This is a genomic window from Pseudomonas sp. KD5 (assembly GCF_012932895.1).
GTDB lineage: Bacteria > Pseudomonadota > Gammaproteobacteria > Pseudomonadales > Pseudomonadaceae > Aquipseudomonas.
This window is the reverse complement of the sequence record NZ_JDWJ01000007.1, coordinates 116,824-135,213: the sequence shown is the minus strand read 5'-3', so window position 1 is coordinate 135,213 and position 18,390 is coordinate 116,824. Positions and strand designations below refer to the sequence as shown.

Below are 18,390 nucleotides of genomic sequence, written 5' to 3'. Positions count from 1 at the left end.
TCGCGGGCCATTAGGGTTTTAATTCAGGCAGCCGTGGTGTTTCATCCGCCCGTCCTGTTTCCGAGTTTGCCTGAATGCGTCGACTTGTCCGCCCCAAACCCCTGATGCTGATCCTGTCGGTCATTGCCCTGATCGTGTTGGTTGCCGTCGGCCAGTACCAGCGCCTGTTCGAGCGCAGTGGGTTCAATGTGCAGGCGCTATGGCAGCCGATGAATGCCCAGCCCATTGGCCTGGACCAGTATCAGGTGGCGATCGAGGCGCGAGTCATTGACGGTCTGGACGACGATGTTTCAGCGCTGACCTTCGATCCCGTGCGCAAAAGCCTGTTCACGGTCACCCACAAAAACGCCGAGCTGATCGAGTTGTCCCTGGAAGGCAAAATCCTGCGGCGTGTGGCGCTGGTCGGGTTCGGCGACCCGGAAGCAGTCGAGTTCATTAGCGCTGACACTTACGTGATCACCGATGAGCGTGAGCAACGGCTGATCAAGATTCATCTGCGCAAGGGCACGACGTTCCTCGATGTCGCGGACGCCGAGCAGATGACCCTCGGCGTGCACATGAGCGGCAACAAGGGTTTCGAGGGGTTGGCCTATGACTCGGTGGGCAAGCGCTTGTTCGTCGCCAAGGAGCGCGACCCGATGCTGGTCTACGAAGTGCAGGGCTTTCCCCATTACAACCCGGAGAAGTCCTACGCGGTGCACGTGGTGAACAATCCCAAGCGCGATGCCGGAATGTTCGTGCGAGACCTGTCGAGCCTGCAATATGACGAGCGCAGCGGCCATTTGCTGGCACTGTCTGATGAGTCGCGGTTGATTCTTGAACTGGATGTGGACGGGCGACCGCTGAGCACCCTGTCACTGAGCAAGGATCTTCAGGGATTGCACAAGCCAGAAGGCATTGCCATGGATGACGACGGCACCCTGTACCTCGTCAGCGAGCCGAACCTGTTCTACGTCTTCAAAAAACCGGCACAGCCCTGACCAACACCACAAAACCAATTGTAGGAGCGCAGCTTGCTCGCGAAGAGGCCATATCAGTCAACTGAGATGTTGAATGCTATGGCCTCTTCGCGAGCAAGCTTCGCTCCTACAGATGGCTAAGGCATCAGGCCTTGAGGGTTTTCACGCCTTCGCTCGTGCCCAACAGCAGCAAGTCCGCCGGGCGGGCCGCGAACAAACCGTTGGTGACCACGCCGACGATGGCGTTGATCTGTGCTTCCAGCTCCACCGGGTTGGTGATCTGCATGTTGTGCACGTCAAGGATGATGTTGCCGTTATCGGTCAGCACGCCTTCACGGTAAACCGGGTCGCCGCCTAGCTTCACCAGTTCGCGGGCCACGTGGCTGCGAGCCATCGGGATCACTTCCACCGGCAATGGGAACGCACCGAGCACCGGCACCAGTTTGCTGGCGTCGGCGATGCAGATGAAGGTCTTGGCCACGGCCGCCACGATCTTCTCGCGGGTCAGGGCTGCACCGCCGCCTTTGATCAGGTGCAGGTGCTCGTCGCTTTCATCGGCGCCGTCGACGTAGAACTCCAGATCGCTGACGGTATTGAGCTCATACACCGGAATACCGTGGCCCTTGAGGCGCGCGGCGGTGGCTTCGGAACTGGCCACTGCGCCGTCAAACGCGCCTTTGTGCTTGGCCAGGGCGTCGATGAAGCAATTGGCGGTAGAGCCGGTGCCGACCCCGACGATGCTCTTGTCATCGAGTTTCGGGAGGATGAAGTCGACGGCGGCCTGAGCCACTGCCTGTTTGAGTTGATCCTGGGTCATGCGGGCTCCGAGGTGCCGAAGAGGGGACGAAAGGCCGGCATTATAGGCCTCGCGATAGTGCAGGGGGAAACACTCCTGTGGCGAGGGGGCTTGCCCCCGTTGGAGTGCGCAGCGCTCCCCTGGCATTCTTTCAGACATACCGCATAAACAGATTTTACGACTGCTTCGCAGCCGAACGGGGGCAAGCCCCCTCGCCACAATGGATCCGCGATGTCTGCAAAGGCTAAAACCTCTTGATTCGTGTGGTCGCCCGCCCGAAAGCCGGGTTAGACTCCTTGGCCCTGCCCAACCCGTTCAGTGATGCTTTCCGATGCTCGAACAGTACGTCAAAAAGATCCTCACCTCGCGCGTTTATGACGTTGCCGTAGAAACCCCATTGCAGACTGCTCGCCAGCTCTCCGAGCGGCTGGGCAACGAGATTTGGCTCAAGCGTGAAGACTTGCAGCCGGTGTTCTCGTTCAAGATTCGCGGCGCTTACAACAAGCTGACGCAACTGAGCGATGAAGAGCGCGCCCGTGGTGTGGTCACCGCTTCGGCGGGCAACCATGCGCAAGGCCTGGCCCTGGCAGCCAAAGTGCTGGGCGTGAAGGCGACCATCGTGATGCCCAAGACCACCCCGGAGATCAAGGTCGAAGGCGTGCGTTCGCGCGGCGGCAAAGTGGTACTGCACGGCGATTCGTTCCCGGAAGCCCTGGCCTACTCGCTGAAACTGGTCGACGAAAAAGGCTACGTCTACATTCACCCCTACGACGATCCCCACACCATTGCCGGGCAGGGCACGGTGGCCATGGAGATTCTGCGCCAGCACCCGGGGCGTCTGGATGCGATCTTCGTTCCGGTGGGCGGTGGCGGATTGATCGCCGGGATTGCGGCGTACGTGAAATACCTGCGTCCGGACATCAAGATCATCGGCGTCGAACCGGATGACTCCAACTGCCTGCAAGCCGCCATGGCGGCCGGCGAGCGCGTGGTGTTGCCGACCGTGGGTCTGTTTGCCGATGGCGTCGCGGTGGCGCAGATCGGTCAGCACACCTTCGATATCTGCAAAGACTACGTTGATGAAGTGATCACCGTCAGCACCGATGAAATCTGTGCGGCGATCAAGGATATCTACGACGATACCCGCTCGATCACTGAACCTGCCGGCGCTTTGGGCGTGGCCGGGATCAAGAAATACGTCGAGCAACGTGGCGTCACCGGCCAGACCTTCGTGGCCATCGATTCCGGCGCCAACGTCAACTTCGACCGCTTGCGACACGTCGCCGAGCGTGCCGAGCTGGGCGAGGGCCGCGAAGCTATCATCGCCGTGACCATCCCCGAGAAACCGGGCAGCTTCAAGGCGTTCTGCGAAGCCATCGGCAAGCGCCAGATCACCGAATTCAACTACCGCTACAACACCGGTAGCGAAGCGCACATCTTTGTCGGCGTGCAGACCCATCCGGAAAACGACCCACGCAGTGCGCTGCTCGCCAGCCTGACCGAGCAGGGTTTCCCGGTACTCGACCTGACCGACAACGAACTGGCCAAATTGCACATTCGCCATATGGTTGGCGGGCGTGCCGCCCAGGTGGTCGATGAGGTGGTGCTGCGCTTCGAGTTCCCGGAGCGTCCGGGTGCGTTGTTCAACTTCCTCAACAAGCTCGGTGGGCGCTGGAACATTTCGATGTTCCACTACCGCAACCACGGCGCGGCGGATGGCCGTGTGGTCGCGGGCCTGCAAGTGCCCCACGACGAGCGTCATCTGGTACCGGCGGCGCTGGAAGAAATCGGCTACCCGTACTGGGACGAAAGCGACAACCCGGCCTATCAGCTGTTTCTCGGCTGAGCGGCTACGCTGATGGGCAGCCTATAAGGAAATCGAACAATGGAAACGTTAACCGCCCTCAAAGTCGCGCATGGCGTGGCGACGGTGCTGCTGTTGATCAGCGCACTGGGGCTGGCAATCTGGGTCTGGCGCACTCGTCGTAACGGTGATGCGACGGCGCCTGCGCGTACCTTGCAGCGACCGCAGGTGTTCATCTGGTTGTTGATGGGCCTGGCGCTGTTGAGCATGCCGTTCACCGGCTGGTGGATGGTGCATCTGGTGGGCTGGCCGTTGGGGCAGACCTGGCTGCTGGCGTCCAGCGTGTTGTACACCGTGGCAGTGCTGGGCTGGTTCTGGCTGGTGGTGCGGCTCAATCGGCTGCGCAAGGCACCGGCGGCAGGGAATGGGAAGTTTACGTTGGCGTTGGCGCTGTTCAGTTTTGTCTGCTTGATCGCCATTGCGGGGTTGATGGGGGCCAAGCCGGTATAGCGCGGAATCTGTAGCAGCTGCCGAGGTACGAGGCTGCGATGGGCTGCGAAGCGGCCCCGAAGGGCGGTCCTGCGGACCGCAACGCAGCCTCGTACCTCGGCAGCTGCTACAGGCTTAATCAGTCGCGCAGACTGATCACCGGCCAACCCCGCTTCTCGGCTTCGGCCCGCAGGTTCGGATCCGGATCGACCGCAATCGGGTTGGTCACTATCTCCAGCAATGCCAAGTCGTTCATCGAGTCGCTGTAGAAATAGCTGTTTTCCAGGCTGTGGCCGGTCTCTTCCAGCCAACGAGTCAACCGGGTCACCTTGCCTTCACGGAAGCACGGGACATCGGTGCTGCGCCCGCTGTACCGTCCGTCGATCATTTCGCATTCGGTGGCGATCAGGGTCTCGACGCCCAAACGCGTGGCAATCGGCCCGGTCACAAAGCGATTGGTGGCGGTGATGATGACCAGCTTGTCGCCGGCCTCACGGTGTTGGGCCAACAGTTCGAGGCCTTTGGGCAGCACGAGCGGTTCGATGCAGTCGCGCATGTAATCCAGGTGCCATTGATCCAGTGTCGCCATTTCGGTGCGGCCGAGGACTTCCAGGCAGAAGTTCAGGTAGGCGGCCTGATCCAGCTTGCCGGCCAGGTAGTCCTGATAGAACTCGTCGTTGCGTGCCTTGTAGGCGACGGCGTCGAGGAAACCGCGTTCGCACAGATAATCGCCCCAGGCGTGGTCACTGTCGCCGCCCAGAAGCGTGTTGTCCAAGTCGAATAAAGCCAGCCGCATTGCAGTTACTCGCTGAAAAGTCTGTAGAAAGGTCTCCAGAATACGGACTTTTCACAAGAGTGCACATAAGGTAGGTCGGCTCGTTGCTGCTTTCACAACCTTTGTGGAACAATGCGGCGACATGCGTTTGCGAGGTTGTTGCCGTGATCGACCCCGATGGTTTCCGCCCCAATGTCGGGATCATTCTGACGAATGATGCTGGCCAGGTGCTATGGGCTCGCCGAATCAATCAAGATGCCTGGCAGTTTCCACAGGGCGGGATCAACCCCCAGGAGACGCCGGAAGACGCCTTGTACCGCGAGTTGAACGAAGAAGTGGGCCTGGAGCGCGAAGATGTTGAAATTCTCGCCTGCACCCGGGGCTGGTTGCGTTATCGTTTGCCGCAACGTCTGGTCAGAACGCACAGTCAACCGCTGTGCATCGGCCAGAAGCAGAAATGGTTTCTCCTGCGCCTGATCTCCAACGAGCAGCGGGTGCGGATGGATTTGACCGGTAAACCGGAATTCGATGGCTGGCGCTGGGTCAGCTATTGGTATCCGTTGGGCCAGGTGGTGACATTCAAGCGCGAGGTGTATCGACGCGCTCTCAAAGAGCTTGCCCCGCGCCTTTTAGCGCGCGACTGACGACGGAGTTCGACCCCGAGCCATGCTCAATACGCTGCGCAAGATCGTCCAGGAAGTTAACTCCGCCAAGGATCTCAAGGCGGCGTTGGGGATTATTGTGTTGCGCGTCAAAGAGGCCATGGGCAGCCAGGTCTGCTCGGTCTACCTGCTTGATCCAGAGACCAACCGCTTCGTGCTGATGGCCACCGAGGGCTTGAACAAGCGCTCGATCGGTAAAGTCAGCATGGCACCCAACGAAGGTCTGGTCGGCCTGGTCGGCACGCGTGAAGAACCCCTGAACCTCGAAAACGCCGCGGATCACCCGCGCTACCGTTACTTCGCCGAGACCGGTGAAGAGCGCTACGCGTCGTTCCTCGGGGCGCCGATCATTCACCACCGCCGCGTCGTCGGCGTGTTGGTCATTCAACAAAAGGAACGCCGCCAGTTTGATGAGGGTGAAGAAGCCTTCCTCGTGACCATGAGCGCGCAGCTCGCCGGCGTTATCGCCCACGCTGAGGCCACCGGTTCGATCCGTGGCCTGGGCCGTCAGGGCAAAGGTATCCAGGAAGCAAAGTTCGTTGGCGTACCGGGTTCGCCGGGCGCGGCGGTCGGCACCGCGGTCGTCATGCTGCCGCCGGCCGATCTGGACGTGGTGCCGGACAAGACCATCACCGACATCGATGCAGAACTTGGGCTGTTCAAGACGGCCATCGAAGGTGTGCGTGCCGACATGCGTGCCTTGTCCGCCAAGCTGGCAACCCAGCTGCGACCTGAAGAGCGGGCGCTGTTCGACGTCTACTTGATGATGCTCGACGATGCCTCGCTCGGCAGCGAAGTCACCACCGTGATCAAGACCGGTCAGTGGGCCCAGGGCGCGTTGCGTCAGGTGGTTACCGATCACGTCAATCGTTTCGAACTGATGGACGACGCCTACCTGCGTGAGCGGGCCTCGGACGTCAAAGACCTCGGCCGCCGCTTGCTCGCCTACTTGCAGGAAGAGCGGCAGCAGACGCTGGTCTACCCCGACAACACCATTCTGGTCAGCGAAGAACTGACGCCGGCAATGCTTGGCGAGGTGCCGGAAGGCAAGCTGGTGGGCCTGGTGTCGGTACTTGGTTCGGGCAACTCCCACGTGGCGATCCTGGCGCGTGCCATGGGTATTCCGACGGTGATGGGCCTGGTCGACCTGCCGTACTCCAAGGTCGACGGCATCCAGATGATCGTCGACGGCTACCACGGCGAGGTCTACACCAACCCGAGCGACGTGCTGCGCAAGCAGTTCGCCGACGTGGTCGAGGAAGAGAAACAACTGGCCCTCGGGCTGGACGCATTGCGCGATTTGCCGTGCGTCACGGTCGACGGTCACCGCATGCCGTTGTGGGTCAATACCGGCCTGCTGGCGGACGTGGCACGGGCGCAGAAGCGCGGTGCCGAGGGTGTGGGGCTGTACCGCACCGAAGTACCGTTCATGATCAACCAGCGCTTCCCGAGCGAAAAGGAACAACTGGCGATCTATCGCGAGCAACTCGCTGCGTTCCATCCACAACCAGTGACCATGCGCAGCCTGGACATTGGCGGTGACAAGGCGCTGTCGTACTTCCCGATCAAGGAAGACAACCCGTTCCTCGGCTGGCGCGGCATTCGCGTGACCCTCGACCACCCGGAAATCTTCCTGGTGCAGACCCGCGCCATGCTTAAGGCCAGCGAAGGCCTGAACAACCTGCGTATTCTGCTGCCGATGATTTCCGGCACCCATGAACTGGAAGAAGCCTTGCACCTGATCCACCGGGCCTGGGGCGAAGTCCGCGACGAAGGCACCGACGTGCCGATGCCGCCGGTTGGCGTGATGATCGAGATTCCGGCGGCGGTGTATCAGACCAAGGAACTGGCGCGGCAGGTGGACTTCCTGTCGGTTGGCTCCAACGACCTGACCCAGTACCTGCTGGCCGTGGACCGAAACAACCCACGGGTGGCCGACCTCTACGACTACCTGCACCCGGCGGTGCTGCAAGCCTTGCAGAGCGTGGTGCGTGATGCCCATGCCGAAGGCAAGCCGGTGAGTATCTGCGGCGAAATGGCCGGTGACCCGGCGGCGGCGGTGCTGTTGATGGCAATGGGCTTCGACAGCTTGTCGATGAACGCCACCAACTTGCCGAAAGTGAAGTGGATGCTGCGTCAGATCAACCTGAGCAAGGCCAAGGAACTGCTGGCGGAGCTGATGACCATCGACAACCCGCAAGTTATCCACAGTTCGCTGCAACTGGCGCTGAAGAATCTTGGGTTGGCGCGGATGATCAATCCGGCTTCGGTCAAGACCCTCTAAAACGCTGAGGGCCTCTTCGCGGGCAAGCCTCGCTCCTACACCGTCCTGTAGGAGCGAGGCTTGCCCGCGAAGACGTCCGCAAACACACCGCATCTCTAAATCCTGATCTCTACCTCCCCCAAATGCCCCCCATACGGCCCGAAACTCCGCTCGACCATATGCCGCATCCCATTCGCCTGAACAATCAACGCCGTGCTCGCCCGCGTCCCATAAGCCTGGCTCTTGATAAACACGCTCGACAACAACGTCTCGGTGGCTTGCCCCACGCCAGTGTCCGGCAGCTCGGCAAGTGGTGCGATCTGCGGATCGCTCAGCAAGGCCAATAACGCCTGTGGTTGTGGATCGTCCAGCACTTCGCTCAACGCTGCCTTGGCCTTGAGCACTTTTGGCCACGGCGTATTCAGCCCCGCGTTCGATAACCCATAAATCCCTGGTTCGAGCCTGACCGCCGCGGTTTCCCGAGCGTTGAAGTGCCAGAGCTCGTTGGCATTGCCGATCAGCAGATTGAACCCGGCATATTCAGCCGAACGTCCGATAACGTCGCTTAAATAGTCTTCAATGGGTGTTTCCCCGTTGAGAAACTGCGCCACCAGTTCGCCTCGCGACTTGGCGGCCGGCGGTTGAAGGGGATCGCGGATGTTGGTCAGTGCGGCGAAGCGCCCATTGGCGCCGACACCGAGCCACGTACCGCCGGCCTCGAGGTCACGCCCGGCGTAGACATGCGGGGCATGCGGCCATTGCGCCAAAGGCAGACTGGGCCGGGCATAGAATTCGTCGCGGTTTGCCGCCACGATCAGCGGCTGGGCATGACCCGGCCGCCAGGCAAAGACAATCAGGCACATAAGGTGGTCCTTGTGTGTTTTTTGCTCACTCTACGCAGACATCGCTCATCGATCCATCGCCATCCGCAGTGGAGCCCGAGGCCATGCATCCGTTACCATGCCGCTCCTGTTTTGGGATGCTTGGGGATGTGGCCATGGAATTTTTGCTCTATCTGGCGCTGGGCGCCTGTGCGGGCGTGCTGGCCGGGCTGTTCGGGGTAGGCGGCGGGATCATTATCGTTCCGGTGCTGGTGTTCAGCTTCACCTTGCAGGGATTTGATGCGTCGATCCTGACGCATCTTGCAGTCGGCACTTCCCTGGCGACGATCATTTTTACGTCGGTCAATGCGGTTCGCGAGCATCATCGCCGCGGCGCCGTGCGTTGGCCGATTTTTGCCTGGATGACCCTCGGCATTCTGATCGGTGCCGGTTTCGGCGCGCTGACCGCCGAAGCGATTTCCGGGCCGAATCTGCAGAAGATCATCGGCGTATTCGCGTTGATCATCGCTGTTCAACTCGCCTTGGACTTCAAACCCAAGGCCAGCCGAACGGTGCCTGGTAAAGTCGGCCTGACCGTGGCCGGCAGTGTAATTGGCTGGGCCTCGGCGATTTTCGGGATCGGCGGCGGTTCGCTGACCGTGCCATTCCTGACCTGGCGCAGTGTGCCGATGCAGCAAGCGGTGGCCACGTCGTCGGCCTGTGGCCTGCCCATCGCCTTGGCAAGTGCATTAAGTTTCATGATTCTGGGCTGGCACGATCCACTGCTGCCGGCCCATAGTCTCGGTTTTGTTTATTTGCCGGCGCTGCTGGGGATCGCCCTGACCAGCATGGTCTTCGCCCGCCTCGGTGCGCGACTGGCCCACAGGCTGTCGCCACGCTTGCTGAAAAGACTGTTTGCCGCTTTGCTGTTTTGCGTCGGCTTGAACTTCCTGCTCTGACACGTAACGCAATCCTGGCTTAATCCTGGCGTGACAGCGTCGCCCGGGAATTTTGAAGGTTTCAACTCTAACGAGGAGTCGCAATGCTGCCTTACCCGCAGATCGACCCGGTGGCCCTGGCCATCGGTCCGCTGAAAATCCACTGGTACGGCCTGATGTACCTGGTCGGCATCGGCGGCGCGTGGCTGCTGGCGTCCCGTCGGCTGAACCGCTTCGACCCGACCTGGACCAAGGAGAAACTCTCCGACATGGTGTTCTGGATGTCGATGGGCGTCATCGTCGGCGGCCGCCTGGGTTATGTGCTGTTTTATGATCTGAGCGCTTACCTGGCCAACCCGATGTTGATCTTCGAGGTGTGGAAGGGCGGCATGTCGTTCCACGGTGGCTTCATCGGTGTGATGCTCGCAGCGTTGTGGTTTGGTAAAAAGAACAACAAGTCGTTCTTCCAGCTGATGGACTTCGTCGCGCCGATGGTGCCGATCGGCCTGGGTGCCGGGCGCATCGGTAACTTCATCAACGCCGAGTTGTGGGGCAAGCCGACCGACGTGCCGTGGGCGATGATCTTCCCGCCGTTCAGCGATCCGGCGCAGTTGCCGCGTCACCCGTCGCAGTTGTACCAGTTTGCGCTGGAAGGTGTGGCGCTGTTCCTGATCCTCTGGCTGTTCTCGCGCAAGCCACGGCCGACCATGGCGGTATCCGGGATGTTTGCGCTGTTCTATGGCATTTTCCGTTTCATCGTCGAGTTCGTCCGCGTTCCGGATGCGCAACTGGGCTATCTGGCGTGGAATTGGCTGACTATGGGCCAGGTGCTGTGCGTACCGATGATCGTCGGCGGTCTATTCCTGATCTGGCTGGCTTATCGACGCGCCCCGGCGGCCCCCGCAGCTGCATAAGAAGCAGGCGCAAAAAATTCGAACCCCGGGGCGACGGCTCCGGGTTCAAGGACACAGGTAATTCATGAAGCAATATCTCGATCTGGTCGCCCACGTCATCAAGAACGGCACCAAACAGGCCAACCGCACCGGCGTGAACACCATCAGCTTTCCGGGTGCGATGCTGCGCTTCGATTTGCAGGAAGGTTTCCCGGCGATCACCACCCGCAAGATGGCCTTCAAGTCGGCCATCGGCGAGATGTGCGGTTTTCTGCGCGGGGTGAACAACGCCGCTGAATTCCGTGCACTGGGTTGTAAGGTCTGGGATCAGAACGCCAACGAAAACGCCCAGTGGCTGGCCAACCCGTTCCGTCAGGGCGAAGACGACCTCGGCGAGATCTACGGCGTGCAATGGCGCAAATGGCCGGCGTACAAGCAGATACCGGTCAGCAACCAGGCCGCCATCGAGCAGACCCTGAGCCAGGGTTATCGGCAGATCGCCGAAGGCGAAGAAAACGGCCAGGCTTATGTGGTGCTGTACAAGGCGATCGACCAGATCCGCCAGTGCGTCGACACCATCATCAAGGACCCGGGCAGCCGTCGCATTCTGTTCCACGGCTGGAACGTTGCGCAGCTCGATGAGATGGCCCTGCCGCCGTGCCACTTGCTGTACCAGTTCCACCCGAATGTCGAGACCAGGGAAATCTCCCTGACCCTCTACATCCGCTCCAACGACCTGGGCCTGGGCACGCCGTTCAACCTCACCGAAGGCGCCGCGCTGCTGAGCCTGATCGGTCGCCTGACCGGTTACACGCCGCGCTGGTTCACCTATTTCATCGGCGATGCCCACGTCTACGAAAACCACCTGGACATGCTCAACGAACAGCTCAAGCGCGAGCCGTTCGCCATGCCGAAGCTGAAGATCTCCGACCGTGTGCCGGAGTTCGCCAAGACCGGTGTGTATCAGCCGGAGTGGCTGGAGCTGATCGAACCGAGTGATTTCTCGCTCGAAGGTTATGAGCACCACGCGCCGATGACTGCGCCGATGGCGGTCTAGCCCACCTGATCATTCCCACGCTCTGCGTGGGAATGACTCCCGTGACGCTCTGCGTCACAGTGGACGCGGAGCGTCCATGGCTGCATTCCCACGCAGAGCGTGGGAACGATCATGGGCTGCTAATGCCCGTGGCTTCGGCCAACATGGGAATGTTCAACCTCCGTCGCGACAACCCCGCCACTCACCTCCAGCCGCTGCAAAATCCCGCACTGATCGATATCCGGCCCTTCGCTGCAGCGTTGGCGCAGGTCGAGCAGTTGTGTCTGCAACGCCAGCAAACCGTCGATTCGTGCTTTCACATGTTGGATATGTTCGTCGATCAACGCGTTGACGTTTTCGCATTGATCCTGCGGGCTGTCGCGCAGGGCCAGCAGGCTGCGGATTTCCTCCAGGGTCATGTCGAGGGTGCGGCAATTGCGGATGAAAGTCAGGCGTTCGGCGTGGGCCTGGGTGTAGACGCGGTAATTGCCGTCGCTGCGGGCCGGTTCCGGCAGCAGGTTTTCGCGCTCGTAGTAGCGGATGGTTTCCACGGCGCAGTCGGTGAGTTTCGCCAGTTCTCCTATTTTCATCGCGTCGATCTCCAAAAGGGTGCTTGACCCTATAGTGGCTACAGGGTCTTTACTTGGCAACAGGCACCTTCATGGACGCGACCAATGAGCGATTCTCTTCACATCCACAAACCTGAGGCTGATCACGATCACGATCACGATCACGATCACAGCCACAAGCTGCAGCCTGCGCCCCAGCATGCCCATGGTAGCCATGATCATGGCGGCCACGGCGATGCCTGCTGTTCCTCCAAAGCGGCGCCATCGCTGATCAAGTTGAGCGAGACACCGACCGCCGGCGCGCGGCTGAGCAGCTTCCGCATCGAGGCCATGGACTGCCCGACCGAACAGACGCTGATCCAGAACAAACTCGGCAAGCTTGCGGGTGTGCAGCAACTGGAGTTCAACCTGATCAATCGGGTATTGGGCGTGACCCATGACCTGCCAAGCACCATGCCGATCATCGACGCGATCAAATCCCTCGGCATGCACGCCGAGCCGCTGGAACAAGGCGTCGAAGCGCCAATACCTGTGCCAGAGAAAAAACCTTGGTGGCCATTGGCGCTGTCCGGCGTTGGTGCGTTGGCGGCTGAAGTGATCCACTTCACTAACGCGGCGCCCACTTGGGTGGTGGCGGTGATTGCGCTGATCTCAATCCTCAGTGGCGGTCTGGGTACCTATAAAAAGGGCTGGATCGCCCTGAAAAACCTCAATCTGAACATTAATGCGCTGATGAGCATCGCGGTGACCGGTGCGGTCCTGATCGGCCAGTGGCCGGAAGCGGCGATGGTGATGTTCCTGTTCACCGTCGCCGAGTTGATCGAAGCCAGGTCCCTGGACCGGGCGCGCAACGCCATCGGCGGACTGATGCAGATGGCGCCCGAGCAAGCCACGGTGCAGCAAGCCGACGGCAGTTGGGTCGCACAACCGGTGAAAAGCATCGAACTGGGCGCACGGGTGCGGGTGCGTCCCGGTGAGCGGATCGGTCTGGACGGCGAAGTGTTGTCCGGCAGTTCGACCATCAACCAGGCGCCGATTACCGGCGAAAGCCTGCCGGTCGAGAAAACCATTGGCGACAAGGTATTTGCCGGCACCATCAACCAGTCCGGCTCGTTGGAATACACCGTGACCGCAGCGGCCGATCACTCGACCCTCGCGCGGATCATCCACGCCGTCGAACAGGCCCAGGGCGCGCGGGCGCCGACCCAGCGCTTTGTCGACAGCTTTTCGAAAATCTACACACCGGCTGTATTCATCCTGGCCCTCGCCGTAGCGGTGATCCCGCCGCTGTTCATGGACGCGCTGTGGTTCGACTGGATCTATCGGGCGCTGGTGTTGCTGGTGGTCGCCTGCCCATGCGCCTTGGTGATTTCCACTCCGGTGACCATCGTCAGCGGCCTCGCGGCAGCGGCGCGCAAAGGGATTCTGGTCAAGGGCGGCGTCTACCTGGAGCACGGCTACAAACTCGATTACCTGGCCCTCGACAAGACCGGCACCCTCACGCATGGCAAACCGGTGCAGACCGACTATTTGTCCCTCGACCCGACCGCCGATCAAACAGCCCCGGCCCTTGCGGCGGCGCTGGCTGGTCGCTCGGATCACCCGGTGTCGCTGGCCATCGCCAACGCGGCAGTTGTGGATAACCAGCGCGCGCCGCTGACTGTGGATAACTTCGAAGCCTTGGCGGGGCGTGGAGTACGCGGTGAGATCAATGGTGAGCTCTATCACCTGGGCAACCATCGACTGGTGGAAGACTTGGGCCTGTGTTCTCCAGCGCTGGAAGAAAAACTGTTTGCTCTGGAGAAACAGGGCAAGTCGGTGGTGCTGTTGCTCGACAAGTCGGGTCCGCTGGCCTTGTTTGCCGTCGCGGACACCGTGAAAGCGACCAGTCGCGAAGCGATCCAGCAGTTGCATGAACTGGGCATCAAAACCCTGATGCTGACCGGTGACAACGTTCACACCGCTGAGGTCATCGCCGCCCATGTGGGCATCGATCAGGCGCAAGGCGATCTGTTGCCGAGCGAGAAGCTGCAGGCCATCGAAACGCTGTATGCCCAGGGCTATCGCGTGGGAATGGTCGGCGACGGCATCAACGACGCTCCTGCACTGGCGCGGGCCGAGATCGGTTTCGCCATGGCGGCCGCCGGGACCGACACCGCCATCGAAACCGCCGATGTCGCCCTGATGGACGATGATCTGCGCAAGATCCCGGCCTTCATCAGCCTGTCGCGGCAGACCTCCAATATCCTCAAACAGAACATTGCCCTGGCATTGGTCATCAAAGCGATCTTTCTTGGGGTAACCTTCGCCGGGATCGCCACCATGTGGATGGCGGTGTTCGCCGACATGGGCGTGAGCCTGTTGGTGGTGTTCAACGGTTTGCGCCTGTTGCGCAAATAGACGATGAGGGACGGGTGTGCTGAGTGCCGAGCTGAAGGCGTTTTACATGGTGGCCCGGCTGGGCAGCATTACCCTGGCGGCGAAAAAGCTCGGCCTGAGCCAACCGACGGTGACGACCCAGATCCGGCATCTGGAAAGCCAGTATTCGGTTGAGCTGTTCTACCGTGGCGGCCGCCGCCTCAGCGTCAGCGACGAAGGTGCGCGGCTGTTGCCGATGGTCAAGGCACTGCTGCAGCAGGAAGCCGATATCGAGTTCTTCCTGCGTAACAGCGGTCAGGTCCAGGGCACGTTGCGCATCGCTGCCACGGCGCCGTATTACATCCTTGATCTGGTGAAGACCTTTCGCGAACGCTTGCCGCAGGTGGAGGTGTCGGTGGAAATCGGCAACTCTCAGCAGGTGCTCGAAGCGCTGGAGGATTACCGGGTCGATGTTGCCGCGTCCTCGCAGTTGCTCGACGATGCGCGGCTGATCCGCCGGGTACTCGGTAGTGATCCACTGGTGTTGGCGGTGCATCGCAATCATCCGCTGGCGGTGCATGACCATGTGCCGCTCAGTGCGCTGGCGGGGCATACCTTGTTGATGCGCGAGTCGGGCTCGACCACCCGGCGCTTGACCGAAGAGTTGCTGGCCAGTGCCGGGGTGAGTTTCGGGCCGCTGCTGGAGATTGGCAGCCGCGAGTCGATTCGTGAAGCGGTGTTGCGCAACATCGGCATCAGCATCATCGCCCGGCAAGAAGTGCCGCACGATCCGCAATTGCGGGTGCTGACCCTCGAGAATGCGCCGCAGATTCCTGAGTACCTGTACTGCCTCAAGGAACGAAAAGGCGCCCGGCTGCCGGCGGCATTTCTGGGGTTGGCGCAGGAAATGGCCCCCGCGTAGATCCCTGTGGCGAGGGAGCTTGCCCCCGTTCGGCTGCGCAGCAGTCGTAAAATCATTGAATGCGGTATGTCTGGCGAAACACGATCGCAGGTTTTGGGGGCGCTCCGCGACCCAACGGGGGCAAGCCCCCTCGCCACAATTCATCCGGCATAAGATCGTGGATTTTTTCCAACCCAAATCCCCGAATACCACTATCGGCCGTTTTTGCCTCGTTGCCACATGACGGACGCATTGCAAACCTAGGATGACCCTCATCTGCTTGATGAGGCCTGTCCATGAACCACTCGATCGCAACTGCCCTGACCAACCCCGGCGCGCCGATGAAAGTGCGCGGCGTGCAGAAACGCTTCGGTGCGTTCACCGCGCTGGATAACGTTTCCCTCGACGTGGCAGCCGGTGAACTGGTGTGTCTGCTGGGGCCGTCGGGTTGCGGCAAGACCACCCTGCTGCGCTGCATCGCCGGCCTTGAGCGCCAGGACAGCGGCGAGTTGTACCTCGGCGATCGCGACGTTTCCCACCTGGCGCCTCAGGCCCGGGACTACGGCATTCTCTTCCAGTCCTACGCGTTGTTCCCCAATCTCACCGTCGAAGCGAACATCGCCTACGGCCTCGCCGGCAGCGGTCGCGATCAAGTGCGCCAGCGCGTCGGTCAGATGCTGGAACTGGTCGGCCTCACCGGCAGCGAGAAAAAATACCCCGGCCAGTTGTCCGGCGGTCAGCAGCAACGCGTAGCGCTGGCCCGGGCTCTGGCACCGGCCCCTTCCTTGTTGCTGCTGGATGAACCGATGTCGGCGCTCGACGCCCGGGTCCGCGAGCATCTGTGCACCGAGTTGCGCCAATTGCAGCGCAACCTCGGCATCACCACCCTGATGGTCACCCACAATCAGGACGAAGCCATGCTGATGGCCGATCGCATCGCCGTGATGAACAACGGCAAGGTCGAGCAGTACGCCACACCGCAGGACATCTACGACCGCCCGGCCACACCGTTTGTGGCGGAGTTCGTCGGTCAGGGCAACTGGCTGCCGTTCCGCCGTAGCAGCGACAGTCATGCCCTGGTCGGCGGGATGCACATGCGCCTGGCCGAAGGCAGTGCGAAAACCGCGTCGGGCCGTTTGTTCTGCCGTCCCGAGGCGATCAACGTCAACCCGCTGGTGCATGAAGAAAACCTGTTCCCGGCCAAGGTTCGCGAAATCACTTTCCTCGGCAATCGTTGCCGCATGAGCTTCGAGCTCGATCAACTGCCAGGTCATGCATTGCTGGCGGAACTGGCGCCGGAAGCGATGCCGCGTCTCGGTGCGCAACAGATCATGGTCGCCTTGCCGCCGCGCAGCCTGCAGGTGTTTGCCTGATGAACGCGAACGTCGCGCTGCCGATACCGCACAAGCAGGTTCGGCAGACCTCCCGTGCCGAGATCGGCGACCGGCTGTTCGTGGTCGGCGGCAAGCTGCTGTTGTTGGTGATGCTCGGCGTGGCGGTGTTGATGCCGTTGCTGGCGATCTTCTGGCGCGGGTTCAGTTCGCAGGCCGGGCAGGGCGGTGGTCTGGTGGCTGCCGGTGAATTGCTGACCAGCGCGAATTTCCATTGGTTGCTCGGTAACAGCCTGAAAGTTTCCCTCAGCGTGGCGGCGATTGTCGTACCGTTGGCCTACCTGTTTGCCTACGCGCTGCAACGCACGTTGATTCCCGGAAAAGGCATCTGGCGCAGCATGTCGCTGCTGCCGTTGATGGCGCCGTCGATGTTGCCGGGGATTGCGCTGGTTTATCTGTTCGGCAATCAGGGCCTGTTGCGCGGTCTGTTCTCGGACAACATCTACGGTTTCTGGGGCATTGTGCTCGGCGAGGTCATCTACACCTTCCCACACGCCTTGATGATTTTGCTGTCAGCGCTGTCCCTGGCGGATGCGCGACTATTCGATGCCGCTTCCAGCATGGGCGCGAGCCCGGCGAAAGCCTTCCGCAGCATCACCTGGCCGGCGACGCGTCAGGCGGTGTTCGCGGCGTTCTGTCTGGTGTTCACCCTGACCATCACCGACTTCGGTGTGCCCGTGGTGGTCGGTGGCGACTATCAGGTGTTGGCGCTGGAAGCCTACAAAGCGGTGGTCGGCCAGCAACAATTCGGTCGCGGCGCACTGATCGGCATGGTTCTGCTGCTGCCGGCGCTGTTCAGCTTTGGTGTCGACGCCTGGCTGCGTCGGCGTCATGGCGATTCCATGAGTGGTCGGGCGCAAGTCTTTCAGCCAATGCCGTCGAGGCTGCGCGACGGTTGTTATTTGGCCATCGTGCTGCTGATCTGCGCGGTGTTGCTGCTGGTGTTCGGCATGGCGGTGTACTCGTCGCTGGTGAAGTTCTGGCCGTACAACCTGTCGCTGTCGCTCAACCATTACCAGTTCAACGACACCGCGGGCGGTGGCTGGCTGGCCTACGGCAACAGCGTGAAGATGGCGCTGTGCACGGCGTTGATCGGCAGCGTGCTGATCTTCACCGGTGCCTACCTGATGGAGAAAACCCGTGGCCAGCGCGGCCTGAATCTGACACTGCGCATGCTCAGTTTCGTACCGATGGCGGTGCCGGGTCTGGTGCTGGGCCTGGGTTACGTCTTCTTCTTCAACCTCAGCGGCAATCCGCTGCATGTGCTCTACGGCAGCATGACGCTGCTGGTGGTTTGCACCATTGCTCACTATTTGACCACCGCGCAAATGACCGCCACCACCGCGCTGCGCCAGCTCGACGCCGAGTTCGAAGCCGCCGCGCTGTCGCTCAAGGCGCCGCTGTATCGGCATTACCTGCGAGTCACCGTGCCGATCTGCCTGCCGGCGTTGCTGGACATCGTGCGCTACCTGTTCGTCTCGGCCATGACCACCGTTTCGGCGGCAATCTTCCTCTACAGCCCCGACACCATCCTCGCGGCGGTGGCGGTGCTGAACATGGACGACGCCGGCAACGTCGGCGGTGCGGCGGCGATGTCGACCCTGATTCTATTCACCTCGGCGGGCGTGTCCCTGCTGCTGGCCTGGGCCTCGCGCGGTTTATTGCGCCGCTCCCAGGCCTGGCGGCAGACCGCGCCCGGTCTTTGATTCACACCTTCAACTCACACAGGAATTGC

At 61.2% G+C, this 18,390-nt stretch carries 16 protein-coding genes; 12 read left to right on the top strand and 4 right to left on the bottom strand.

All coding sequences use genetic code 11. From position 1 onward, the window contains the following. Nucleotides 1-74 precede the first annotated feature (74 nt). A complete protein-coding gene (locus tag AF70_RS16930; protein ID WP_028939104.1) occupies nucleotides 75-980 on the top strand; it encodes an SdiA-regulated domain-containing protein in 906 nt (301 codons plus the stop codon). Nucleotides 981-1,104: 124 nt separating this feature from the next. On the opposite strand, the gene rpiA is transcribed toward AF70_RS16930, so the two are convergent. Then, the gene (gene rpiA, locus AF70_RS16925; protein WP_018928652.1) at nucleotides 1,105-1,776 is read right to left on the bottom strand and encodes a ribose-5-phosphate isomerase RpiA; all 672 of its coding nucleotides are present in this window, start codon (nucleotides 1,774-1,776) and stop codon (nucleotides 1,105-1,107) included. A gap of 310 nt (nucleotides 1,777-2,086) precedes the next feature. Between rpiA and ilvA the strand changes: the two genes are divergently transcribed. Then, nucleotides 2,087-3,601 carry a threonine ammonia-lyase, biosynthetic gene (gene ilvA / locus AF70_RS16920; protein ID WP_028939103.1) on the top strand — a complete coding sequence of 505 codons (1,515 nt, stop codon included), beginning with the start codon at nucleotides 2,087-2,089 and terminating at the stop codon, nucleotides 3,599-3,601. 39 nt (nucleotides 3,602-3,640) lie between these two features. Next, complete coding sequence (locus tag AF70_RS16915) at nucleotides 3,641-4,069, top strand: DUF2269 domain-containing protein (RefSeq protein WP_019580573.1); 429 nt, start codon at nucleotides 3,641-3,643, stop codon at nucleotides 4,067-4,069. Between the two features lie 118 nt (nucleotides 4,070-4,187). Here the strand turns inward: AF70_RS16915 and AF70_RS16910 are convergent, their stop codons facing one another. After that, on the bottom strand, nucleotides 4,188-4,844 hold the full coding sequence (locus AF70_RS16910; RefSeq protein WP_028939102.1) for an HAD family phosphatase: 657 nt from the start codon (nucleotides 4,842-4,844) through the stop codon (nucleotides 4,188-4,190). Nucleotides 4,845-4,987: 143 nt separating this feature from the next. Between AF70_RS16910 and AF70_RS16905 the strand changes: the two genes are divergently transcribed. Beyond that, nucleotides 4,988-5,467: an RNA pyrophosphohydrolase gene (locus AF70_RS16905; protein WP_007897732.1), complete on the top strand. Its 480-nt coding sequence runs from the start codon at nucleotides 4,988-4,990 to the stop codon at nucleotides 5,465-5,467. Nucleotides 5,468-5,489: 22 nt separating this feature from the next. Continuing rightward, on the top strand, nucleotides 5,490-7,769 hold the full coding sequence (gene ptsP, locus AF70_RS16900; RefSeq protein ID WP_018928656.1) for a phosphoenolpyruvate--protein phosphotransferase: 2,280 nt from the start codon (nucleotides 5,490-5,492) through the stop codon (nucleotides 7,767-7,769). A gap of 95 nt (nucleotides 7,770-7,864) precedes the next feature. On the opposite strand, the gene AF70_RS16895 is transcribed toward ptsP, so the two are convergent. Further along, nucleotides 7,865-8,611, bottom strand: coding sequence for an NRDE family protein (locus AF70_RS16895; protein WP_019580575.1), 747 nt, complete (start codon nucleotides 8,609-8,611; stop codon nucleotides 7,865-7,867). Nucleotides 8,612-8,745: 134 nt separating this feature from the next. Between AF70_RS16895 and AF70_RS16890 the strand changes: the two genes are divergently transcribed. The 3 genes from AF70_RS16890 to AF70_RS16880 all read left to right on the top strand — a co-directional run bounded on the left by AF70_RS16890 (nucleotide 8,746) and on the right by AF70_RS16880 (nucleotide 11,457). Then, a complete protein-coding gene (locus AF70_RS16890) occupies nucleotides 8,746-9,528 on the top strand; it encodes a sulfite exporter TauE/SafE family protein (RefSeq protein WP_019580576.1) in 783 nt (260 codons plus the stop codon). Nucleotides 9,529-9,611: 83 nt separating this feature from the next. After that, nucleotides 9,612-10,421, top strand: coding sequence for a prolipoprotein diacylglyceryl transferase (gene lgt / locus AF70_RS16885; RefSeq protein WP_019580577.1), 810 nt, complete (start codon nucleotides 9,612-9,614; stop codon nucleotides 10,419-10,421). Nucleotides 10,422-10,485: 64 nt separating this feature from the next. After that, nucleotides 10,486-11,457 carry a thymidylate synthase gene (locus tag AF70_RS16880; RefSeq protein WP_028939101.1) on the top strand — a complete coding sequence of 324 codons (972 nt, stop codon included), beginning with the start codon at nucleotides 10,486-10,488 and terminating at the stop codon, nucleotides 11,455-11,457. 119 nt (nucleotides 11,458-11,576) lie between these two features. Here AF70_RS16880 and cadR read toward each other — a convergent pair whose 3' ends face one another. Further along, complete coding sequence (gene cadR / locus AF70_RS16875) at nucleotides 11,577-12,026, bottom strand: Cd(II)/Pb(II)-responsive transcriptional regulator (protein WP_028939100.1); 450 nt, start codon at nucleotides 12,024-12,026, stop codon at nucleotides 11,577-11,579. An 84-nt stretch (nucleotides 12,027-12,110) separates the two neighbouring features. On the opposite strand from cadR, the gene AF70_RS16870 reads away from it, so the two are divergent. The 4 genes from AF70_RS16870 to AF70_RS16855 all read left to right on the top strand — a co-directional run bounded on the left by AF70_RS16870 (nucleotide 12,111) and on the right by AF70_RS16855 (nucleotide 18,361). Continuing rightward, nucleotides 12,111-14,405: a heavy metal translocating P-type ATPase gene (locus AF70_RS16870; RefSeq protein WP_028939099.1), complete on the top strand. Its 2,295-nt coding sequence runs from the start codon at nucleotides 12,111-12,113 to the stop codon at nucleotides 14,403-14,405. 16 nt (nucleotides 14,406-14,421) lie between these two features. After that, nucleotides 14,422-15,285: a LysR family transcriptional regulator gene (locus tag AF70_RS16865; protein WP_018928662.1), complete on the top strand. Its 864-nt coding sequence runs from the start codon at nucleotides 14,422-14,424 to the stop codon at nucleotides 15,283-15,285. A gap of 275 nt (nucleotides 15,286-15,560) precedes the next feature. Next, the gene (locus AF70_RS16860; protein WP_028939098.1) at nucleotides 15,561-16,637 is read left to right on the top strand and encodes a putative 2-aminoethylphosphonate ABC transporter ATP-binding protein; all 1,077 of its coding nucleotides are present in this window, start codon (nucleotides 15,561-15,563) and stop codon (nucleotides 16,635-16,637) included. Further along, complete coding sequence (locus AF70_RS16855) at nucleotides 16,637-18,361, top strand: putative 2-aminoethylphosphonate ABC transporter permease subunit (RefSeq protein WP_028939097.1); 1,725 nt, start codon at nucleotides 16,637-16,639, stop codon at nucleotides 18,359-18,361. The genes AF70_RS16860 and AF70_RS16855 overlap by 1 nt, the downstream gene beginning before the upstream one ends. Nucleotides 18,362-18,390: the final 29 nt, after the last annotated feature.